This is a genomic window from Saccharopolyspora elongata, assembly GCF_004348985.1.
GTDB classification, from domain to species: Bacteria; Actinomycetota; Actinomycetes; order Mycobacteriales; family Pseudonocardiaceae; genus Saccharopolyspora; species Saccharopolyspora elongata.
In genome coordinates this window covers 222,592-243,210 of sequence record NZ_SMKW01000001.1, presented here as the reverse complement: position 1 = coordinate 243,210, position 20,619 = coordinate 222,592, and the positions used below count along the sequence as shown (strand labels likewise).

General features: G+C 70.2%; 20 protein-coding genes. 10 read left to right on the top strand and 10 right to left on the bottom strand.

Annotation, left to right across the window (positions count from 1 at the left end; all coding sequences use genetic code 11):
* Window positions 1-201 precede the first annotated feature (201 nt).
* A complete protein-coding gene (locus E1288_RS01205; RefSeq protein WP_132479387.1) occupies window positions 202-2,862 on the top strand; it encodes an L-tyrosine/L-tryptophan isonitrile synthase family protein in 2,661 nt (886 codons plus the stop codon).
* A 292-nt stretch (window positions 2,863-3,154) separates the two neighbouring features.
* On the opposite strand, the gene E1288_RS01200 is transcribed toward E1288_RS01205, so the two are convergent.
* Window positions 3,155-3,478: a hypothetical protein gene (locus E1288_RS01200; RefSeq protein WP_165967924.1), complete on the bottom strand. Its 324-nt coding sequence runs from the start codon at window positions 3,476-3,478 to the stop codon at window positions 3,155-3,157.
* Window positions 3,475-3,699, bottom strand: coding sequence for a hypothetical protein (locus E1288_RS01195; protein ID WP_132479383.1), 225 nt, complete (start codon window positions 3,697-3,699; stop codon window positions 3,475-3,477). Before E1288_RS01195 ends, E1288_RS01200 begins: the two co-directional genes overlap by 4 nt.
* 123 nt (window positions 3,700-3,822) lie before the next feature.
* On the opposite strand from E1288_RS01195, the gene E1288_RS01190 reads away from it, so the two are divergent.
* Both E1288_RS01190 and E1288_RS01185 read left to right on the top strand, forming a co-directional pair.
* Window positions 3,823-4,680 carry a helix-turn-helix domain-containing protein gene (locus tag E1288_RS01190; protein ID WP_132479381.1) on the top strand — a complete coding sequence of 286 codons (858 nt, stop codon included), beginning with the start codon at window positions 3,823-3,825 and terminating at the stop codon, window positions 4,678-4,680.
* On the top strand, window positions 4,677-4,877 hold the full coding sequence (locus tag E1288_RS01185; protein ID WP_132479379.1) for a DUF397 domain-containing protein: 201 nt from the start codon (window positions 4,677-4,679) through the stop codon (window positions 4,875-4,877). The genes E1288_RS01190 and E1288_RS01185 overlap by 4 nt, the downstream gene beginning before the upstream one ends.
* Before the next feature lie 200 nt (window positions 4,878-5,077).
* Here E1288_RS01185 and E1288_RS01180 read toward each other — a convergent pair whose 3' ends face one another.
* The 3 genes from E1288_RS01180 to E1288_RS01170 form a co-directional block, all read right to left on the bottom strand.
* On the bottom strand, window positions 5,078-5,614 hold the full coding sequence (locus E1288_RS01180) for a copper resistance CopC family protein (RefSeq protein ID WP_132479377.1): 537 nt from the start codon (window positions 5,612-5,614) through the stop codon (window positions 5,078-5,080).
* Complete coding sequence (locus tag E1288_RS01175) at window positions 5,611-6,366, bottom strand: YcnI family copper-binding membrane protein (RefSeq protein WP_132479375.1); 756 nt, start codon at window positions 6,364-6,366, stop codon at window positions 5,611-5,613. Before E1288_RS01175 ends, E1288_RS01180 begins: the two co-directional genes overlap by 4 nt.
* 73 nt (window positions 6,367-6,439) lie before the next feature.
* Window positions 6,440-6,808, bottom strand: a complete 369-nt coding sequence (locus E1288_RS01170) for a hypothetical protein (protein WP_132479373.1) — start codon at window positions 6,806-6,808, stop codon at window positions 6,440-6,442.
* Between the two features lie 468 nt (window positions 6,809-7,276).
* On the opposite strand from E1288_RS01170, the gene E1288_RS01165 reads away from it, so the two are divergent.
* Genes E1288_RS01165 through E1288_RS01145 form a run of 5 tightly spaced genes read left to right on the top strand, consistent with a single transcriptional unit; the run spans window position 7,277 to window position 12,578 of the window.
* Window positions 7,277-8,974, top strand: coding sequence for a BCCT family transporter (locus E1288_RS01165; RefSeq protein ID WP_132479371.1), 1,698 nt, complete (start codon window positions 7,277-7,279; stop codon window positions 8,972-8,974).
* A gap of 5 nt (window positions 8,975-8,979) precedes the next feature.
* Complete coding sequence (locus tag E1288_RS01160; protein ID WP_093260758.1) at window positions 8,980-9,627, top strand: ABC transporter permease; 648 nt, start codon at window positions 8,980-8,982, stop codon at window positions 9,625-9,627.
* Entirely contained in the window at window positions 9,620-10,804 is a 1,185-nt protein-coding gene (locus E1288_RS01155) for an ABC transporter ATP-binding protein (protein ID WP_132479369.1), read from the top strand. The genes E1288_RS01160 and E1288_RS01155 overlap by 8 nt, the downstream gene beginning before the upstream one ends.
* The gene (locus E1288_RS01150; protein WP_132479367.1) at window positions 10,801-11,568 is read left to right on the top strand and encodes an ABC transporter permease; all 768 of its coding nucleotides are present in this window, start codon (window positions 10,801-10,803) and stop codon (window positions 11,566-11,568) included. The genes E1288_RS01155 and E1288_RS01150 overlap by 4 nt, the downstream gene beginning before the upstream one ends.
* Window positions 11,565-12,578 (top strand): glycine betaine ABC transporter substrate-binding protein, encoded by a 1,014-nt coding sequence (locus E1288_RS01145; RefSeq protein WP_235883254.1) that lies wholly within the window; start codon window positions 11,565-11,567, stop codon window positions 12,576-12,578. Before E1288_RS01150 ends, E1288_RS01145 begins: the two co-directional genes overlap by 4 nt.
* 188 nt (window positions 12,579-12,766) lie before the next feature.
* Here the strand turns inward: E1288_RS01145 and E1288_RS01140 are convergent, their stop codons facing one another.
* Window positions 12,767-13,333 (bottom strand): DUF6474 family protein, encoded by a 567-nt coding sequence (locus E1288_RS01140; RefSeq protein WP_235883253.1) that lies wholly within the window; start codon window positions 13,331-13,333, stop codon window positions 12,767-12,769.
* A gap of 169 nt (window positions 13,334-13,502) precedes the next feature.
* On the opposite strand from E1288_RS01140, the gene E1288_RS01135 reads away from it, so the two are divergent.
* Together E1288_RS01135 and E1288_RS01130 are read left to right on the top strand one after the other, a co-directional pair.
* Window positions 13,503-15,131: a TM0106 family RecB-like putative nuclease gene (locus E1288_RS01135; RefSeq protein WP_132479363.1), complete on the top strand. Its 1,629-nt coding sequence runs from the start codon at window positions 13,503-13,505 to the stop codon at window positions 15,129-15,131.
* Between the two features lie 167 nt (window positions 15,132-15,298).
* Window positions 15,299-17,047 carry an N-acetylmuramoyl-L-alanine amidase gene (locus tag E1288_RS01130; protein ID WP_235883252.1) on the top strand — a complete coding sequence of 583 codons (1,749 nt, stop codon included), beginning with the start codon at window positions 15,299-15,301 and terminating at the stop codon, window positions 17,045-17,047.
* Window positions 17,048-17,200: 153 nt separating this feature from the next.
* Here E1288_RS01130 and E1288_RS01125 read toward each other — a convergent pair whose 3' ends face one another.
* The 4 genes from E1288_RS01125 to E1288_RS01115 all read right to left on the bottom strand — a co-directional run bounded on the left by E1288_RS01125 (window position 17,201) and on the right by E1288_RS01115 (window position 20,592).
* Window positions 17,201-18,247 (bottom strand): NAD(P)-dependent alcohol dehydrogenase, encoded by a 1,047-nt coding sequence (locus E1288_RS01125; protein WP_235883251.1) that lies wholly within the window; start codon window positions 18,245-18,247, stop codon window positions 17,201-17,203.
* Between the two features lie 168 nt (window positions 18,248-18,415).
* Window positions 18,416-19,174: an SDR family NAD(P)-dependent oxidoreductase gene (locus E1288_RS01120; protein WP_132479361.1), complete on the bottom strand. Its 759-nt coding sequence runs from the start codon at window positions 19,172-19,174 to the stop codon at window positions 18,416-18,418.
* 104 nt (window positions 19,175-19,278) lie between these two features.
* Window positions 19,279-19,401: a hypothetical protein gene (locus tag E1288_RS49755; RefSeq protein WP_268951781.1), complete on the bottom strand. Its 123-nt coding sequence runs from the start codon at window positions 19,399-19,401 to the stop codon at window positions 19,279-19,281.
* Between the two features lie 228 nt (window positions 19,402-19,629).
* A complete protein-coding gene (locus E1288_RS01115; RefSeq protein ID WP_132479359.1) occupies window positions 19,630-20,592 on the bottom strand; it encodes an aldo/keto reductase in 963 nt (320 codons plus the stop codon).
* Window positions 20,593-20,619: the final 27 nt, after the last annotated feature.

The following is a 20,619-nucleotide window of genomic DNA, read 5'->3' as shown; positions in this document are numbered from 1 at the left end:
GTCGGGGCGAATTCGACGTTTTCCCTGGTAGTAGTCGCTTTTTTCGGCATCGCGGGCCGGTAGTGCCTGCGGTGCCGGTGTTTCTTGCTCGAGTGCGGGCGAATTCGCTCGGGCGTGATCGCTGATTTTTGCACTGCCCGCTCGCGCACGCGAGCGGGAATTCGTGGTGCGTGCGTTTTTTCCGGAATTGTTGGATTGGAGATGGTTTTGTGCGGTCCGGATGTCCGGTCGGAGCGGCTGGGGGAATTGCTGGACGAGGACCCGCTGCTGCGGCTCTACTGCGTGGCGGCGGCCGGGACCGGCGAGCACCGGGCGGTGGGAGAGCTGTCCGCGGCGCGGAACGCGATCCCCCTGGGTGAGTTGGCGCGCTGGGAGTTCCCCGGCGATGTGCTGTGGTTGAAGCGGATCGTGGCCGGCCGGCCGCCGGGCTGGACGGCGCCGGAGCACCTCGCCGAGTTCGTGGTCCGGCCGCTGCTGATCACGTTCCGCGGGCTGCTGGCGCGGGGTTTCCTGCCGGCCGGCGAGCTCGGCGTCGAGCTGGATTCGGCGGCGACGGCCACCGGGCGCATCGTGCTCGGCGGGATCCGCCGCGCGCGGTCCGGGGTGCCGGGCGTCGTCACCGCGCTGGACGAGCAGTTGGACGAGCTGGCGGCCGCGTGCGTGTTCATCAGCGGCGACGAGCAGGACCGGGTCCGGGCCGCCTTCGAGCGCGTCATCGCGCAGGAACTGCGCCACCTGGCCGAGCCGACCGCGGCCGCGTTCGCCGGTGACCACCCGTGGCTCCGCTTCGTGCACGTCGTCGTGGCGGAGCAGCACGAGATCCTCAGCCGGGTCGTCCGGCTGGTCCGGTCGCGCAGCGCGCGGTGCCGGAACGAGCCGGGCCTGCCGCGCCCGCTGGTCGCCGTGGACCTCGACTTCTGCGCCTTGCACCCGAAGCACCGGGTCGGCGAGGCGTTGCGCCGGTTGGGCGAAGCGCACGGCATCGACGAGTTCGTCGCCCCGGCGCGGCTCGACGTGCTGCCCGGGCTGTACCGGCCGGGCTGGCGCCCGTTCCTGGCGGCGAACGGGCTGCCGGCGCGGTATCCCGAACTCGACTGGGACGCGTTGTACGCCGAGTACCGCCAGAACGTCGCGTGGCACCGGGAAGCCCTGCTGACCGACGAACCGGCGCCGGGCCTGGTGGAATTCGTCCGGGATCTGGAACAGGCCGGTGCCCGGGTCGTCTGGTTGACCGGTCGCCGCCACCGGATGCGGGCCGCCACCGAAGAGGTCCTGAGCCGCCACGGACTCGGCCACCTCGACCTGCGCACCACCGATGACGGGCCGGTCGCGGGGCAGAAGGTCGCGGCGCTGCACGACATGCCGGAGCACGAGCTCGTCGCCGCCTTCGACGACTCGGCCGGCAATCGCGAAGCGCTGCGGGCGGCGTTCCCCGCCGCCTCGGTGGTGGCCGCGCGCCCGCCCGGGTTCACTGTGGACGGTGGTGGTCAAGGCCCGTGCGGGATAAGGACGTTCGAGTCGCTGCCGCAGCCGGTCCCGTTGGGGCGCGGGCACTCGGCCGACGCGCCGCAGCTGTCGCACGTGACGTCGCTGAGCAGGCTGCGGATCGGGGACCTCAGCACCCGCCCCACGATCTGGTCGCACGGCGTGGAACTGACCGCGGGGGAGCAGTCGCGGATCGTCGAGTCGCTGGTCGCGACCGCGGTGGCCGACGGACGGCGGCTCGGCCGCGAGGTCGGTGCCCGCGCCGATCCGGCGGCGATCTGCCGGGCGGTGTGGCGGGTCGTGACGGCGAAGCCGTTCGGCGCGGCCAGGACGGCGTATCCGCCCGCGGCGGCCGATCGGGACATGCTCGCCTCGATCGAGGCCGGGGAGCGCATCCCGTTCGTCGTGGTGGGGCCGTCGCTGAAGCAGGACGGCTCCCGGCTGAAGGCGCTCGGCGGGCTGCCCGACCTCGCCGAGCTGGCCATGCTGATCCGGTTGCGGCAGCTCGACGAGGCCGTCCGGCAGATCCACCCGCCGGGCATCGCGGTGCGGGCGCTCACCGATGCCAGCCACTTCAGGTTCCGGGAGCCGGACCGCTACGCGGGCTACCACCGGGAGCTGGTCGCACAGGTGGAAAGCGCGGGGCTGCGGGACGTGGTGGCGGTCGAGGACTTCGACGACGCCGCCGACGCGCATCCGCGGTGCGGCGACCGCACGCAGCGGCCGGAGCTGCTGGCGAAGCACCGCGACCGGTACGCCACGGCGTTCGCCGGGCTGGACGTCCGCCGCGATCCGCGGGCGGCGCTGGCGGAAGCCGACGCCCGGGACCCGGCCGGGCCTGGGCGGCCGCGGTTCGCCGAGCTGTTCCGCTCCGTGCTGCAGGCCGTCGACATCCCCTGCCCCGGCGGCGATCCGTTCGCGTGGTCGCAGCGGATCTACGCGAATCCCTTCGACCTGACCGATCCTGCGGTGCCGGCCGAGGTCCGCCGGGCGCGCGGCGACCTGCTGGCGACGGCGTGGCGGGAAACGGTCACCTACCTGGCGAACAAGCACGTCGACGAGGAGCTCGACTACTCGGTGCTGTGGCGGGAGGGCTGCGTGCGGATGAGCCTGTCCATCCGCCCGGCAGCGGGCCGGCTGCGGTTCGTCCCGCTCGGCGGCGCCGGGGTGATGCCGTGGCACGGCACGGCCGCGCTCAACGACCTCTGCGAGGTGTCGGTCGACTACGCGATTTCGCTGGTGGACCAGGGTTTCGTGCCGGTGCGCGCGGCGCGGGAGAGCGCCCAGCCGTGGTTCATGGTCCCGGCCCGGTCCGTGGACCGCGCCGGGACGCTCGACCCGGCGCTCTTCGACCGCATCCGGCTGCGCAGCAAGTGACCGGTCACGGGCGGCGTTTTCGCGCGAAACCGCCGCGCTCCCGCAGGCGGATCGCCGGTTTCGCGCGAAACCGCCAACTGCTCGACGTGACCCGGCGGAATGTGAGGCGCCCCGCAGCCGGGGGCGGGCTGCGGGGCGCGGGAGCGGGCAGGCATCGGGGAGGGGGAACTGCCTGCCCGCAGCTTTCGGCACGTGACCAGCGGAAACGTGAACCGAGAAACTCCGGGGACTCCCGTTGGAACGAGGTGGGATGGTCCGGCTGCCGGTCGGGGGTACGGCAGCCGGACCGGGTCTACAGGCGTTCGAGCCCGGCGAGTATTCGGCTCAGGATCTCGGAATGACGCGTGAAGCCGTCGTGGTCGGCGGTTGGCGGCCGGTCCGCGTCGGTGGCGAGCTGCTCGGCCGGATTCCCGCGGATCGCAGGCGTTTCGCGAAGGCGGTGCTGGCCGCTGTTGGTGGTCTCGGCTTCGATCCGCGCGATCAGGTACCGCACGGTCAGCGCGCCTTCGCCGCTTCCGGCGTGCTGGGCTCGGTAGAAGTAGCTCCGGTACATCGGCCAGAGGGTGAGCAGGACGGCAGCGGTACCGACGATGATGGTCCAGGCGATCATGGTCATCCCTTCAACGCTTTCAGCAGCGAGTTGCAGTCTTGGCACGACGGCGCCTGGATCCAGTCCATTTCAGACGGTTTCGCGAGGCAGAAGCGCTTGCCGCAGAACGAGACATCGTTTGCGCCGGAATCTGCATGTCTGCCGCTGAATGCGTGGCGGACCATGCCGCCGCTGCTCGACTCGTCTACGACGGGAAGCCAGTAGTAGCGCTGAAGTGGCTGTGTCATGCCGACCCCGATGGTCTCTTGGTCTCGTTGTTTCCGAGACCAATGGTTTCGGTCTTGTCGTTTGTGGACAATCGCCCGACTGAATGGCGACGCGGCACTATGGGGTGGCTTAGTGTGTGGTGCATGGACGAGACCACTCCTGCACCGCGTGCGTACGTTCTCGGCGCAGAACTCCGGGATGCGCGAAACAGGGCAGGGCTTGGACTTCGCCAGCTCGCGGCGAAGCTGGATGTCTCCCATTCGGTCGTCGTGCGCTGGGAACGCGGCCAACGCGTGCCATCGACCGAATCCGTGTCGGCCCTCTGCGCGGTGCTCGGCATGAACGGTGCGACCAGGGATCGGCTGATGAAGCTGACTCGAGAAGCGGTCTCGGAACCACCGAACACGGTGTCAGTCGGTAGGACCGGTGAGGCAGATCAATTGGCCGCGTTACTGGAGTTCGAGCGGATGGCCACCGCGATCACCGACGTCGCGCCGATTCTCATGCCTGGTCTGTTGCAGACCGCTGACTACGCGCGGGCGATCATGAGCGAGGGAATTCCCAGCGGTGAAGCCGACAAGCGGGTGATGATGCGCCTTGGTCGCCGTGACTTGATCGTCCGCAAGCGCGCTCCGATTCGATTTACCGCGTTCATGCTTGAGTCGGCGCTGCACCAGTCGGTCGGTGGCCCGGAAGTGATGATCGAACAGCTCCAGTTCCTCATGGAAATGGGCGAGCGGGACAACGTCGAGATCCGAGTCATCCCGCGTTCTGCCGGATGGACACCGGCGCACGCCGGGCCGTTCGTCCTCTTGGCGTTCGCCAAGGCCGCGCCCGTGGTGCATCTAGAGCACCACAGGTCATCGGTGTTTCTTCGTGACGAGGCAGACGTGAAAGCGTTCGTCTCAGCGCGGGAGGATGTCGAGCAGGTGGCGTTGAGCCCAGACGCCACGGCCGAGCTCATTGCCCGCGTCATCAACCAGGAGGAGACGCTGAAATGACGTTATCGCAGGCCCCCGCCGGTTGGCGGAAGTCGAGCCGGAGCAGCCAAGAAACCAACTGCGTCGAGGTCGGGCGCATCGGTGGCGGGGCTGCGGTTCGCGACACCAAGAACCGCGCCGCCGGTCACTTCACCACGACCGCCGCCCAGTGGTCGGCGTTCGTCGCCGCCGTCAAGACCGGCAAGTTCGACGGCTGAACGACGTGAAGGGCACCCCTTGCCGAGTTGCTCGGCAGGAGGTGCCCTTCACCCATCGTCCGACCAGGCACGTTCCGATCGAGCCCCGCAATTTCCATTGAAATCGAAGGTCCAATTTCCATTGAAATTGCGGAAGAACCCACCTCATCGGGTGGTGAACCTGGTCGGAGGTGCCCTTCAGCCGTCGATCTGCCCGGGCGTCAGTTCTTCGGTTTGCCCAGGCGTAGGGCGAGGACGAGGCCGAGGGCGACCACGACCACCGCACCCACGATCCACGGCCAGATCGGCGTGCCGCCGGACTCCGCCGACTCCGCCTGCTGGCCGGGCTGGTCCGCGTTCTGCGGGGCCGGGGCCGGCGTGCCCTTGCCCGGTGCGGTCAGCGTGAAGGTGACCTTGCCGGGCACCGGGTGGCCGTCGTTGGACAGCACCCGGTAGCCGACCGTGTAGACACCCGCCGGACCGAGCTCGCGGACCGGTGCGACGACCGAATTGCCCTCGACCCGCACCTCCCCGTCGGTCCAGTACGTGCCGTCCGGGCCGACCACGTTGACCGTGTTGTAGCCCTCGCCGGTGCGCACCGGCTGATCGAAGGTCAACCGGACCTCACGGGGCCCGGTGGCCAGCTGAGCGCCTTCCGGCGGGTCGCTGCTGACCAGCACGTTGTGCGCGAGCGCCGTGCCCGCGCCACCGAGCAGCGCGGCCAGCGCCAGCACCGCGATCGCCATCAACCGCTTCACGACTCGTCCTTCTCGGATTCCTGCTGCTTCGCAGCCTGTCCGGCGTTCCGGCTGCGCGCGAGGGCACCGGCCCCCACGCCCAGGCCGAGCGCGCCGACCAGGAGTCCGGCACCGCCCAGCCAGCGGGCCGTGTCGTCACCGGCGACGGCGGGCTGTTCGCCGGCCTCCTGGCCGTCCGAGCTCCCGCCGTGCGAGTGCCCCTCCTCGGCCTCCTCGACCAGCTTGAGCGTCGGGGCCGGGTGCTCCGGCTCCTCGCCGTTCGGCGGCGTCGGAGCGTCCCAGTTCACGACCTCGCCGTTGTCGTAGGTCTGGGTGGTGGGCAGCAGCAGTTCGTCGGTGTTGGTCGGCAGGGCGCCGAGCGTCGCCTCGAACTCGTTGAACTCGTTCGGCCCGATCCGGTTGCCCGGCTGCGCGGTCCACGTGATGCTGCGCACAGTCTCGGTGACCTGCGCGCCCGCCACCTCGACCGGCGCGATCGCGACCCGCTCCACCTCGACGGTCCAGCCCGGCATCGGCTTGGTGCGCACCGAGCTCAGCGGGTACTGCTCCGGCAGGTTCACCTTGACCTGCACGGTTCCGGCGTTCGGCCGCTCGTTCGGGACCCGGAACGCGACCTTGGCGTAGCCACCCTTGGCCGCCTCGCCGGGCTGTGCGGAAACGTGCGCGGACGCCGTGCCTGCGCCAATTAGCGCAACAATCCCGCAAGCAGCGGTCAGCGCCGCGGATCGAACCGCGAATCGATTTGTCGACATGTTCACTTGAATCTCCTGCGTTTCGAGCTATTCGCGCGCGCGGATACGCGACGAAATGACGAAAGGGCAACGATCAGGTGGCGAATTCCACGTGATCGCCGCCGGCGGCAGGAGATTCCGGCGGCCCACGACGGGCATGAATGCGCTGGTAGATCAGCTGCGCCAGGGTACGCACCGTGACCACGACGACGCACACCGTGCGCGGCTGCGCAACCACCGGTAGTGGGGTGGACCTGCGGGGCAGGATGGATCCGAGGAGGCGCGCGACTACGAAGAGTGCCCGCTCGGCGCGGGCCATCACGAGCCCGGTCAGCAGCACCACGACGGCGTGCCCGAGCGTCATGACCAGCGGCGAGAATCGCATCCCCGCGTACCCGAGGCCGTCCTGGTGGGACGCCACGAGCTGGAGAAATACGTGAAGTGCCAGCTGACTGGCGCTCAAGGCCCCTAGAATGCCCCACGACCCGCGCTTGCGATCAGCGAGTGCCACACCGGCACCGGCCAACAGGCCGGTGATCACCAAGGTTGTACCCGGATCGGGTAACGACCCCCCGGCGGCCGCGTGTGCGGCCACGGACAGTGACGCCGACGTGGTGGCCAAACCGGCACCGCGCAGGACGCGCAACGCGCCCTGCGTAGGTCTGATTCCGGCTGCCACGGCAGCCAAGTCTAGGTGTCGGTTCGGCCACGCTGACCGCAGGTGAGCTTGCCTTGTTCACCCGATTGGGTCACGGTTTACGGGTTGCAGACGGTCCGGAGCTACCAGCTGCACATTTGCCGGCCACTTAGTTCCAGATCGTCGTAACTGACGACGGAGAGGAGGGGGCGTCGCCGAAAGTCGGCGCCGAAACCTGTGTCGACCGAAACTAAACAAAGCGGTGACCCCACCGAGGGTCACCATACAACTGGATTGACAGGAAGCCCCGAGTTCCTCGGGAAACCGCGCACGGACTGGGTCGTGTTCGGAGTCACCGCGGCCATCATGTTCGTCGTGGTGCTCTGGGGTGCGGTGGGCACCGACTCGCTGAGCACCGCGTCGAAGACGGCACTGGACTGGCTGCTGACCAACACGGGCTGGGGCTTCGTGCTCGCGGCCACCGGGTTCGTCATCTTCGCCTTGTACCTGGCCTTCAGCAAGTTCGGCCGGATCCCGCTCGGCAAGGACGGGGAGCAGCCGGAGTTCCGGACGATCTCCTGGATCGCCATGATGTTCAGCGCCGGTATGGGCATCGGTTTGATGTTCTTCGGCGTTAGCGAGCCGCTGGGCCACTTCGTCGATCCGCCACCGGGGACGTCCCCCGCGGAGAGCGAAGAGGCCATCAAGACGGCCATGGCGACCTCGCTGTTCCACTGGACGCTGCACCCGTGGGCGATCTACGCCGTGGCGGGTCTGGCGATCGCCTACAGCACCTTCCGCCGCGGGCGCCGCCAGACGATCAGCGCCGTGTTCCTGCCGCTGATCGGCAAGCGCAACGCCGAGGGGCCGCTCGGCAAGGCGATCGACATCCTCGCGCTGTTCGCGACGCTGTTCGGTTCCGCAGCCTCGCTGGGCATCGGCACCCTCCAGATCCGCAGCGGTCTGGAGAGCGCGGGCTGGCTGGCCAAGGACTCGGCCGGCAGCACCGTCCTGGTGGCGATCATCGCCATCCTGACGGTGTGCTTCATCCTGTCCGCGGTGTCGGGCGTGGAGAAGGGCATCCAGTGGCTGTCCAACATCAACATGGTGTTGGCCGGCGTGCTGGCGCTGTTCGTGTTCGTCGTCGGCCCGACGGTGTTCATCCTCGACCTGCTGCCCACCTCGGTGGGGTCCTACCTCAGCGAGTTCGGCGAGATGGCCTCGCGCGCCGGCGCCACCGGTGGCGACGAGATGCAGGACTGGCTGGCCGGCTGGACGATCTTCTACTGGGCCTGGTGGATCTCGTGGACGCCGTTCGTGGGCATGTTCATCGCCCGCATCAGCCGCGGCCGCACGATCCGGCAGTTCGTCGCCGGCGTGCTGCTGGTCCCCAGCGGTGTCAGCCTGATCTGGTTCGCGATCTTCGGCGGTGCCTCGATCGACGCCCAGAAGGCGGGTGCCAACGTCTACGGCGAGGGCAACGCGGAGGCTCAGACCTTCGACGTGCTGGGCACCATGCCGTGGGCCACGGTCACCTCGGTGCTGGTGATGGTCCTGGTGGCGATCTTCTTCGTCTCCGGTGCCGACGCCGCGTCGATCGTGATGGGCACGCTGTCCCAGCGGGGCGCCATCGAGCCCAGCAAGTGGGTGGTCATCTTCTGGGGTGCCGCGACCGGTGCCGTGGCCGCGATCATGCTGGTCATCGGCAGCGCCGGTGGTGATGAGGAGAAGGCGCTGGACGGCATCCAGAAGCTGACCTTCATCGCGGCGCTCCCGTTCGCCATCGTCATGGTGTTCATGTGCGTGGCCCTGCTCAAGGACCTGCGCAGCGACGACGTGACGCTGCGCGACGCCAAGGGCGCCGAGGTGCTCGAACAGGCGGTCATCGCCGGTACCGAGGAGCACGACGGCGAGTTCCAGCTGGTGACCACGCCGGCCGAGGCCGACGAGAGCGAGGCCACCGCGACGGCGCCTGCCGGCGGAAAAGAGTAACTAGCGTGAACTTCCTGGACTACGTCGCATCCAGGTGGCAATCGCTGCTGGTGGATTCCTACCAGCACGCCAGCATGGTGGTGCAGTGCATCGTGCTGGCGACGATCGTCGGCGTCCTGGTCGGGGTTGCGGTCTACCGCAGCCCCGCCGGGGCGGCGATCGCCACCGCTCTCTCGAGCGCGATCCTGACCATCCCGTCGTTCGCCCTGTTCGGCCTGCTCATCCCCGTGCTGGGGCTGGGCGTGGCGCCGTCGGTGGTGACGCTGGTGCTGTACGCGCTGTTGCCGATCATCCGAAACACGATCGTCGGGTTGTCTACAGTCGACCAGCCGATCTTGGACGCGGCCCGCGGCATCGGCATGAGCCGGTTCGGCGTGCTGACCCGCGTCGAGCTGCGGCTGGCCTGGCCCGCGATCCTCGCGGGCATGCGGGTGAGCACCCAGATGTTGATGGGCATCGCCGCCATCGCCGCCTACGCCAAGGGCCCCGGCCTGGGCAACCTGATCTTCAGCGGCCTGAGCCAGCTGGGCGGCGCGAACGCGCTGAACATGGCCATCGCCGGCACCGTCGGCGTGATCATCCTGGCGCTGCTGCTGGACGCCCTCTTCGTGCTGTTCGGGCGGTTGACGACATCGAGAGGTATTCGTGGCTGACGACAAGAACACCCCCGCCGGCGGGCACGGCGTCGAGATCCGCCTGGAAGAGGTCTCCAAGCGCTACCCGGGGCAGAAGCTGTCCGCGGTGGAGTCGGTGACCATGACCATCCCGGCCGGCGAGACCGTGGTGCTGGTCGGGCCGTCCGGCAGCGGCAAGACCACCACCATGCGGATGATCAACCGGCTGATCGAGCCGACGTCCGGCAAGATCACCATCGGTGGGCAGGACGTCCTCGGCCTCGACCCGGACAAGCTGCGCCGCGAGATCGGCTACTCGATCCAGCAGGCCGGCCTGTTCCCGCACCTGACCGTCGGCGAGAACGTCGGCATGGTGCCCGGCCTGGTCGGCTGGGACAAGAAGCGCATCCGCGAGCGGGTCGACGAGATGCTCGACCTGGTCAACCTCGACCCGGGCGAGTTCCGCGGCCGCTACCCGCGGCAGCTCTCCGGCGGTCAGCAGCAGCGCGTCGGCGTGGCGCGGGCGCTGGCGGCCAACCCGCCGGTGCTGCTGATGGACGAGCCCTTCGGAGCCGTGGACCCGATCACCCGCGGGGTCCTGCAGGACGAGCTGATGCGCCTGCAGGCGGAGCTGGGCAAGACGATCGTGTTCGTGACGCACGACTTCGACGAGGCGGTCAAGCTCGGCGACCGGATCGCGGTGCTCGGCGATCGCTCCAAGATCCTGCAGTACGACACGCCGGAGGCCATCCTGGCCAACCCGGCGGACGACACCGTGGCCGGCTTCGTCGGCGCCGGTGCCGCGCTCAAGCAGCTCACCCTGCGGCGGGTCCGCGAGATCGAGGTGGGCCAGGTGCCGACGGCGACCATCGACGAGTCGCCCGCGGTGCTGAAGGAGCGCCTGGGCACCCGCCGCGGCGCGATCGGCCTGGTGCTGGACAAGCGCAACCGCCCGCTGCGCTGGGCGACCGCCCGCGAGGCCGGCGCCGTGGCCACGCTGGACCGCGCCGGGCGGCCGGTGGAGGACAGCGTGGCGCTGGCCTCGACGCTGCAGGACGCGCTGGAAGCGATCCTCACCGACGACGACGGCGTCGCGGTGGTCACCGGCTCCCGCGGCGAGTACGTCGGCGTGGTCGACATCGACACGGTGATGAACACGATCAAGGCGCTGCGCGAGGAGCACGCCGACGACGAACCGACCGAGGACCAGTCATGAGCAGCCAGTTCGCTTCGGACTCCGGGTCCCGCAGGGCGGAGCGGCTGCGGCTGCTGGCGCAGCCGATCGCGGTCGTGGCGCTGGTCGCCGGGGTGCTGGGCTGGGCGTTCAGCCAGGACAACGACGAGGTGACCGCGCGCAGCATCAACTCGACCACGATCCTCAGCCTGACCTGGACGCACTTCCTGCTCAGCCTCGCGGTCGCGGTGATCGTCGTCGTGGTGGCGGTGCCGCTGGGCGTGGTACTCAGCCGCAGCTGGGCGCGGCGGGCGGTGCCGCTGGTCATCGGCCTGGCCAACATCGGCCAGGCCGCGCCCTCGGTGGGCCTGCTGGTGCTGTTCTTCCTGATCACCGGCGGCGCGACCGGGTTCTGGATCGCGGTGCTGCCGATCGCCTTCTACGCGCTGCTCCCGGTGCTGCGCAACACCATCGTCGGCCTGCAGCAGGTCGATCCCTCGCTGATCGACGCGGGCCGCGGCATCGGCATGTCGGCGACGGGCGTGCTGGCGCGCATCGAGCTGCCGCTGGCGGTGCCCTACATCCTGGCGGGCCTGCGCACCGCGCTGGTGCTGGCCGTCGGCACCGCGACGCTGGCGCTGTTCGTCGGCGCCGGCGGGCTCGGCGAGATGATCAACACCGGGTACAAGCTGAACGACTGGACCGTCATGGTCGTCGGTGCGGTGCTGGCGATGTCGCTGGCGCTGCTGGTCGACTGGCTGGGCGCGCTGGCCGAGACGTACCTGTCGCCGAGGGGGTTGCGATGAACCGGAAGATGTCGCGCCGCGACGCGTTCAAGCTGGCCTCGGTGGCGGTGACGGGCGTGCTGCTGACCGGCTGCGGGCTCAGCTCCGGCGGCTCGGTGCCGCTCGCGGTGGCACCGGGAACCATCCGGCCGGTGCCGGAGCTGCAGGGCGTCACGATCACCGTCGGCTCCAAGGACTTCACGGAGCAGCTGGTGCTCGGCTACATCGCCGAGTTCGCGCTGTCCGCGGCAGGCGCCGACGTCCGCGACCTGACCAGCATCGTCGGCTCGGCCAGCGCTCGGAAGGCGCTGGAGAGCAGTCAGATCGACATCCTGTGGGACTACACCGGATCGTCCTGGATCAGCTACAACGGCAACACCGACCCGATCCCGGACGCCCGCGCCCAGTACGAGGCCGTCAAGAAGCTGGACCTGGAGCGCAACGGCGTCGCCTGGACGGCGATCACCTACAACGTGGACAACACGTACGCGTTCGCGGTCAACCAGGACGCGGCGCAGCGGCTGGGCGTGGAGAAGCTCTCCGAGCTCCCGAAGATCATCGCGGAGAAGCCGGACGAGGCCTCGTTCTGCGTGGACACCGAGTTCGCCAGCCGCAACGACGGCATGCCCGGGGTGGAGAAGGAGTACGGCTTCACCGCGGACCGGTCGAAGATGAAGGTGCTGACCGAGGGCAGCATCTACCAGGCCACCCAGAACGGGACCTGCACCTTCGGCGAGGTGTTCACCACCGACGGGCGGATCCAGGCGCTGAACCTGAAGGTCCTGGCGGACGACCGCCAGTTCTTCCCCAGGTACAACCTCGGCATCACGACCCGCGACGAGCTCCTCCAGCGCTACCCGCAGATCACGTCGGTCTTCGAGCCGGTGTCGGAAAAGCTGACGAACGCGGAACTGCTGAAGATGAACGCCCAGGTGGACGTCAACGGCCGGGACCCGGCGGACGTGGCGAGGGAGTGGATGGTCCAGCAGGGCCTGGTGAAGCTCCCCGGCGGAGAAGCCGCAGGCCGCTGACCGGAGGAGAGGGGCACCCGCGACCGAACGGGTCCGGGCCGATCGGGTCCGCAATTTCAATGGAAATCAGAGGTTCGATTTCCATTGAAATTGCGGACGGTGACCCAAGCGAGGGTCACCCGCATTCACGCCCAAAGCCCCGGGGCATGCCGGGAGCCGGAACAGGCTTGCGGCATGCGGCAGGGGGTTCAGCGCCGGGGCCTGGCGACGCCGAAGCGGCTGAGCAGGTCGTCCTCGATCCGCCCGAGCTCCGCGTCGACCGCGCGGTGCGCGGACTTCCGCCGCTGCGCGGGCATCCGCTCCGCGGCCCGCACGGCGCTCGTCAGCTGCGCCAGCCGCGTCGCCGTCCGCTCCGCGTACTGCTCCGCGACGGCCGCCTCCTCGCCGCTCGCCGACTGCTCGCGGAGCTCGCGCAGCGCTTCGCCGTCGCCGGCGATCCGCGCGTGCAGCGCCGCGCCCCGGCCGGTGAAGCTGCCCAGCTGGTCCACCGGCACGCCGAGCCGATGCGCGCGCATCCGCTCGTAGCGCTCGCGCGCCACCGCCACCGCGTGGATCGCGAACGGCGCGATCACCGGGCCGACCACCTTGGCCACTCCGATGATCTTCTTGGCGTTGCCCGGGGTGATGCGCCCGTGCTCGCCCTTCTCGATCGCCTTGGCGGCCTTCTTGTCCGCCTTCTTCGCCGCCTTGACGGCCTTGCGGGAGCCTCTCGTGCCCGTCTTCCGGACCCCGCGTCCGGTCGTGCGCTTCCTCACCGCGGCCGACACCTCCCCGTCCTGCGTTGGCGTTGCGATCACCTTAAGACCGGACCTCGGGCGGCACGACTTCGAGCTGCGCCTGTTCGGGCACGGTGGGTAGTCGCCTCGGAGGCATGTCACCGGGGTGATGGGCGCGTCTGTCGGAGCGACGGCATACGCTTCACACGTGAAGGAGAAGGTGCTGCTCGACGCGGGCGTCGTAACACGGTGCCGTCGACGCGTGCACCTCGAGAACGATCCGGCGCAGGACGAACCGCCCGCGCAGATGGATCTGGGCATCGAGCAGCGCATCGCCGATGCCGCGGAACACCGCCGGTACGTCGCGAAACTGCTGGGCAACGCGTTCGGCCAGGACTGGGCGGAGATCCCGCGCGGGGCCGCGGCCGCCCGCGAGGAGCTCACGCTCGCCGCGATGCGCGCCGGCACGCCCTACATCTCCGCCGCCCAGCTGCCCGCCGACCCCGCCGGCGGCCGCCGCGGTTCGGTCGACCTGCTGGTGCGCAGCGGCGACGGTTACGTTCCGGTGCTGGTGGTGCGCCACAAGATCACCGATCCGGGCAGCGGTGCCCGGGTGTCGCCGATCGGCCGGCCGGTGCCGGCGGCCGCCCGGATCGACCAGGGCCGCAAGGTGCGGGCGCAGCCCCGCGACCAGTTGCGCCTGGCGCACGCCCTGCGGCTGCTGGAGGCGTGCGGGATGAGCGCGGCGCCGAACCTCGGCGGCGTGATCGGCGTCGAGGCCGACGTGGTGGTCTGGCACTACCTGGACGTGCCGAACTGGCCTGGCGGCCGCACCGCGATCGCCGAGTACGAGGCGCGGTTCGCCGATCGCCTGGCGGTGGCCTCGGCGGCCGCCGCGGAGGCGGAGCCGCTCGCGCTGCCTTCGCGGATCAACGAGTGCAAGGGCTGCCCGTGGTGGCCGACCTGCGAGTCCCAGCTGCGCGAGGGCCGGGACGTCAGCCTGGTGGTGCGCGGCGAGGACGCGGTGGCGCTGCGCGAGGTCGGTGTGTCCACGGTGGATGAACTGGCCGCGATGCCGCTTTCGGAGGCGGAATCGCTGCCGCTGACCGGTGTCCGCAACACCGACGCGATCCTGCTCGCCAAGGCGTGGCTGCGGAACCTGCCGCTGGTGCGGCGCGTCCGCGACCTGTCGGTGCCGCGCGCGGACGTGGAAGTCGACGTGGACATGGAGAGCTACGCCGACGCCGGGGCCTACCTGTGGGGCTGCTGGCTGTCCGGTGCGGACATCGGCGAGGAGCCCGGTTACCGGGCGTTCGTCAGCTGGGAGCCGCTGCCGTCCGACGATGAGGCGCGGTCCTTCGCGGAGTTCTGGACGTGGTTCGGCTCGGTGCGCCGCCGCGCGTACGAGCGGGGCCTGAGCTTCCGCGCCTACTGCTACAACGAGCTCGCGGAGAACCGCTGGATGCTCGCCTCGGCCGAGCGGTTCGCCGGCAAGCCGGGCGTGCCATCGGTGGCCGAGGTGCGCGAGTTCATCGGCTCGGCCGAGTGGGTCGACCTGTTCGCGTCGGTGCGGGAGCAGTTCCTGTGCCCGAACGGCAAGGGCCTGAAGGTGATCGCGCCGAGCGCCGGGTTCGGCTGGCGGGACGCGGAGGCCAGCGGCGAGAACTCGATGCGCTGGTACCGCGACGCGGTGGGCCTCGGCGGCGGTGTGCCGGTGCTGTCCCAGCGCGACCGGATCCTCGACTACAACGAGGACGACGTCCGGGCGACCTGGACGATCCGCCGCTGGATGACCTCCGAAGCATCCAACGAGATCCCCTACGCCGCCGATCTCTGACGACTGTGCCGGCCGTCCGGCGCGGCGAGCGGTGATCTCTGTTCGCCGCGGGAAGTTGGCACTATCAGTGACCATTGTGGACTAGCTTTTTCGTCTGATCGGGTTAATATCTCCGTGGTCGCCGCTTCCCCCCGCGACCGTTCGTGATCGTTCGGTAAGGGAGTAGCGTGATTCGTCGATGTCTTGCTGCGCTGATCGTGGTCCTGACCGCGGGTGCCGCAGCGCCGTCCGCAACCGCCGCGCCGCCGTCGAAGAAGGTGTCCGTCGAGCGCGTGCCGCTCGCCGACGCCGCACCTGAAGTCCCCGGCAAGGGGCGGGAGATCCGCCGGTCCAAGCCGTTCGCGATGGCCGCCCTGCGGTGGAACGGCAAGAACCCGGACCTCGTCGAGGTGCAGGCGCAGCACCTCGACGGCACCTGGGGCGAGTGGCTGCGGCTGCCCGCCGTGGACGGCCAGGACCGCGGCCGACCGGGCAAGAACCAGGCGAGCGAAGCGGCCTGGCTCGGCGACTCGACCGCGATCCGGGTGCGCGCCGAATCCGACGGCGCCCCGGTCGACGCGAAAACCGTGTCCGTGCTGCTGATCGACCCCGGGACCGCGCAGGCCGCGAGCACCGCCGCGAAGCCCACCGCGATCAGCCGCGCCGAATGGGGCGCCGACGAATCGCTGCGCACCCAGTGCTTCCAGCAGCAGGGCGTCGGCGTCGAGTACGGCGACACGGTCAAGGCCGCGATCGTCCACCACACCGCGGGCAGCAACGACTACACCGCGGCCGACTCCGCGCGCATCGTGCGCGGCATCTACGCCTACCACGCGAGCGAACTGCAGTGGTGCGACATCGGCTACAACGTGCTGGTCGACAAGTTCGGGCAGGTCTTCGAAGGGCGCTACGGCGGCCTGGAACTCCCGGTGTGGGGCGCGCACGCGCAGGGCTTCAACAAGGACACGGTCGGCGTGTCGATGCTCGGCGAGTTCACCTCGGTGGCGCCGAGCGCGACGCAGCTCGAATCCGTGGCGCAGGTCCTGGCGTGGAAGCTCGCCGGCAACTACCGCGATCCGCTCGGCGAGGTCACGATGGTGTCCGGCTACGGGGGATCGTCCGCGAAGTACCCGCTCGGGACCGCGGTGACCCTGCCGGTGATCCACGGCCACCGCGACGTCGGCTACACCGAATGCCCCGGCGACCTGGCCTACCAGGAACTCCCGGCGCTGCGGCAGCGGGTGGCCGAGCTGATGGGCGACTGGACCGCGGGCGCGATCTACCAGAAGTGGCAGGCCGCCGGCGCCGACGCGGGCCCGCTGGGCGGCGCCTACGAGCTGGAGCAGGATGCCGCCGACGGCGGGCGCCAGACCGCGTTCGCGCGCGGAGCCAAGTCCGCGTACTGGTCCCCGGCAACCGAGGCGTCGCTGATCGAGGGCATGATCCGGGACAAGTGGCGTGAGCACGGCGCGGAGGCCGGGGCGCTGGGCTACCCGCGCACCGACGAACTGTCCACACCGGACGGTTCCGGTCGTTACAACCACTTCGCCGGTGCCGACGGCTCCATCTACTGGACGCCTTGGACCGGGGCGCACGAGATCCGGGGCCTCATCAAGGCGAAGTGGGCGCAGCTCGGGTGGGAGAACGGCCCGCTGGGCTACCCGCGCACCGACGAGCTGGGCACGCCCGACGGGGTGGGGCGCTACAACCACTTCGACCGCTCGAACGGCTCGGTCTACTGGACGCCGGGCACCGGCGCGCACGAGATCCGCGGGGCGATCAAGGACCGCTGGGCGCAGGTGGGCTGGGAGCGGTCGTACCTGGGCTACCCGACCAGCGACGAGTACGCGGTCCCGGGTGGGCGCCGCAGCGACTTCCAGCACGGTTACGTCGTCTGGGATGCCGCGACCGGCAACGTCACCGACCGGCCGTACTGACGCGCAACGCGCACGGGTGCCCCGAACCGAAACCGGTTCGGGGCACCCGTCTTTTCTGCTCGCGCTCGCCAACGATCGGATCGGTTGATGCGGAGGGGCATCCGTGTGTGTTTTGTGTTGCTATAGCAGCGCAAAACACACACGGTCCCAGGGTTACGGGACGATGACCGCTCGGCCCTTGATCTGGCCGTGGTGGAAGCGCTCGTAGACCTCCGGCGTCTCGTCGAGGCCGAAGGTCTCCACGTGCGCCCGCAGCGCGCCCTGCCGCGCCAGGTCGAAGACCTCGATCAGCTCCGCGCGGGAGCCCCAGTACGGCGACGCCACCGAAACCTCGTGCGGCAGCAGGCCGAAACCGACCGGCAGCGGTGCTCCGGCGATCCCGACGATGGTGATGTCGCCTTCCACCGCGACCGACTGCGCCGCGATCTGCACCGTCGGCGCGATGCCGACGAAGTCCAGCACCACGTCCGCGCCCAACCCGCCGGTCAGCTCGCGCACGCTCTGCGCCGCGTTCTCGTCCGAGCGGGCCACGTCGTGCGCGCCGACCTCGCGGGCGAGCGCCAGCTTGTCGTCGGCCACGTCCAGCGCGATCACCCGCGCCCCGGTGGTGGCGCGCAGGATCTGCACCGCGAGGTGCCCGAGGCCGCCGGCGCCGATGACCACCGCGGTGCTGCCGCCGACCAGCTTCGGCAGCGATCGCTTGATCGCGTGGTACGGGGTGAGCCCGGCGTCGGTCAGCGGCGCGGCCTGCACCGGGTCCAGCCCGTCCACCGGGACCAGGTGCCGGACGTCGTTCACCAACAGGTACTCGGCCATCGCGCCGGGACTGCCGAGGCCGGGCGGGCGGATGCCCAGCTCGGCGGCGCGGGTGCAGTAGTTCTCCTTGCCCTGCGCGCACTTCCAGCACACCCCGCAGCCCCACGGCCCGTACACCGCGACGGAGTCGCCCTCGGCGACGCCCCGCACGCCCGACCCGAGCTCGGCGACGGTGCCGACGCCTTCGTGCCCGAGGGTGAGCGGCAGCTCGAACGGCAGCTTGTCGGCGGGCCAGCTCATCACCCCGATGTCGGAGTGGCACATCCCGGCGGCGGTCACCTTCAGCAGCACCTGCCCGGGGCCCGGCTCGGGCTTCGGGACCTCGACGACCACCGGCGCCGCCCCGACCTGCTGGTACTGCACGGCTTTCATGACCGCGCCCATGATCGAGCTCCCTTCGGCGTTCACCTGAACCGGTGCTCATCCTCCGGTGGATCGCTTTCCGACGCACCTCCCGACCGTGTGGAGCGGGCGCCGTTTTCGCGCGAAAACGGCACCCGGCAGGCGTGGGGAGCGCCGTTTTCGCGCGAAAACGCCACAATCACCCGGTCGTTACCGCGGCGCCATCCGCAGAGCGCCGTCCATCCGGATGACCTCGCCGTTGAGGTAGTCGTGCTCGACGATGTCCAGCGCGAGCTTCGCGAAGTCCTCCGGCGTGGCCAGCCGCTTCGGGAACGGCACGCTCTCGGCCAGCCCGGTGCGGAACTCCTCGCTGATGGTCGCCAGCATCGGCGTGTCCACGATGCCCGGCGCGATGGTCATGACCCGGATGCCCGACGACGCCAGGTCGCGCGCGGCCGGCAGCGTCAGGCTCGCCACGCCGCCCTTGGACGCCGAGTACGCGGCCTGGCCGATCTGCCCGTCGAAGGCGGCGACGGAGGCGGTGTTGATCACCACTCCGCGCTGGCCGTGCTCGCCGGGGTCGGTCCGGCCGATCGCCGCGGCGGCCAGCCGCAGCACGTTGAAGGTGCCGATCAGGTTGATCTCGATGACCTTGCGGAACAGGTCGAAGTCGTGCGGGCCCTTGCGGCCGACGATCCGCGCCGACGGCCCGATGCCCGCGCAGTTCACCACGATCCGCAGCGGAACCCCGGCGCCGGCCGCCTGGTCGACGGCGGTCTGCACCTGGTCCGCGTCGGTGACGTCGGCGGCCGTGTAGGTGACCCCGTCAACGACCGGCGCGTTGGCCACCGAGTCCGGCAAGTCAACCGCGAAGACCTGCGCGCCGCGCGACGCGAGCGCTCGTGCGGTGGCCGCGCCAAGGCCGGAAGCCCCGCCGGTGACGATCGCCGCGGTGTCGGTGATCAGCATCTGCTCGTTCCTTTGCGTTCGTTGCTGGTGTCCCGGCATGTCTAACACCTGGGAACGGTCGTGCCCAGCACCTGACGCGGAACGGACAGGCGGCGAACCCGCGCTCAGTGATGGCGGCGTACCCGTCGTTGCGAAGTCATCTCGACGAACGCCAGCAGCGCGACCAGCGGCAGCGCGGCCAGCAACGCGAGGCCGGCGAACAGTGTGGCGATCCCGATCAGCTCCATGTTCAGAGCCTGGTCCGCTGGCCAGGGCCGCCGCGTCTGCCACCGGTGCGATTCTCGGGTCCGTCCGAGCGAAAAGCCGATCACCGACGGTGTCCGAAGACCCGCGAAGCCGTGGCTGGAGCGCGATTCCGCGAGAAATCGACGTTCACCCGGCGACGGTCGGCTTCTCGCGAAATCGGACGCCACCTGCGGAAACGACGACGGTGGTGACGGAGCGCTACCCCGGGCCTAGCGCTCGGTGGGCGGGCAGATCGCGTCGATGGCGTCCAGGTCGGCCTGGGTGGGGCGCCAGGCGCCCGCCACCGCGTTCGCCTGCACCTGCTCCGGCGTGGTGGCGCCGGTGATCACCGAGCCCACCACCTCCTGCGCGGCCAGCCAGCCGACCGCCACCGCGGTCATCGGGATGCCGCGCTCCTCCGCGAAGGCGCGCAGCTGCTCGATGCGCTCCCACGGGGCGTCGGCGAGCATCTGGTTCCGGTTCGCCAACCGGCTGCCCTCCGGCGGCTCCTGGTCCTGCCGGTACTTGCCGGTCAGCAGCCCGTTGGCCAGTGGGAAGTACGGGATGATCCCGACGCCGAACCGCTTGCAGGCCGGCACGACCTCGCGTTCGGCCTCGCGCGCCAGCAGCGAGTAGTGGTTCTGCGCCGACACCGGCGCGGCCAGCCCGGCCGAGGACGCCGTCCACGACGTGTCGGCGAGCTCCCAGCCCGCGAGATTGCAGTGCCCGACGTAGCGGATCTTGCCCTCGCGCACCAGGTCGTCCAGCACCGAGAGGGTTTCGTCGATCGGCGTCAGCCGGTCCGGCCGGTGCAGCTGGTACAGGTCGATCCAGTCGGTGCCCAGCCGCCGCAGCGACGACTCGACGGCGCGCCGCACGTAGCGGCGGGAACCGCGCGCCGCGAAGTCGGGCCCGTTGCCGCCCTGCATGTCCATGCCGAACTTGGTGGCGATGATCGCGTGCTCGCGGCGGCCGGACAGCGCCTGCCCGAGCAGCTCCTCGCTGCGCCCGCGGGGCGAGCCGTACACGTCGGCCACGTCGAAGAAGGTGATCCCGGCGTCGAGCGCGGCGTCCACCACGGCTCGAACACCGGACAGGGATTCGGTGGCCGTGCCGGGGCGGCCGAGGTTGTTGCAACCCAGACCGACCGCGCTGACCACCAGACCGGACTCGCCCAAACGTCGCTGCTCCACGGCCGGTGAGCCTAAACGCCGGTTCAC

Coding starts and splice junctions, on each gene's coding strand:
- E1288_RS49755 (WP_268951781.1), bottom strand. CDS start 19,401: ATGGAGCTGATCGGGATCGCCACACTGTTCGCCGGCCTCGCGTTGCTG.
- E1288_RS01175 (WP_132479375.1), bottom strand. CDS start 6,366: ATGTCGACAAATCGATTCGCGGTTCGATCCGCGGCGCTGACCGCTGCT.
- E1288_RS01150 (WP_132479367.1), top strand. CDS start 10,801: ATGAGCAGCCAGTTCGCTTCGGACTCCGGGTCCCGCAGGGCGGAGCGG.
- E1288_RS01205 (WP_132479387.1), top strand. CDS start 202: ATGGTTTTGTGCGGTCCGGATGTCCGGTCGGAGCGGCTGGGGGAATTG.
- E1288_RS01145 (WP_235883254.1), top strand. CDS start 11,565: ATGAACCGGAAGATGTCGCGCCGCGACGCGTTCAAGCTGGCCTCGGTG.
- E1288_RS01195 (WP_132479383.1), bottom strand. CDS start 3,699: ATGACACAGCCACTTCAGCGCTACTACTGGCTTCCCGTCGTAGACGAG.
- E1288_RS01125 (WP_235883251.1), bottom strand. CDS start 18,247: ATGGGCGCGGTCATGAAAGCCGTGCAGTACCAGCAGGTCGGGGCGGCG.
- E1288_RS01120 (WP_132479361.1), bottom strand. CDS start 19,174: ATGCTGATCACCGACACCGCGGCGATCGTCACCGGCGGGGCTTCCGGC.
- E1288_RS01190 (WP_132479381.1), top strand. CDS start 3,823: ATGGACGAGACCACTCCTGCACCGCGTGCGTACGTTCTCGGCGCAGAA.
- E1288_RS01200 (WP_165967924.1), bottom strand. CDS start 3,478: ATGACCATGATCGCCTGGACCATCATCGTCGGTACCGCTGCCGTCCTG.
- E1288_RS01185 (WP_132479379.1), top strand. CDS start 4,677: ATGACGTTATCGCAGGCCCCCGCCGGTTGGCGGAAGTCGAGCCGGAGC.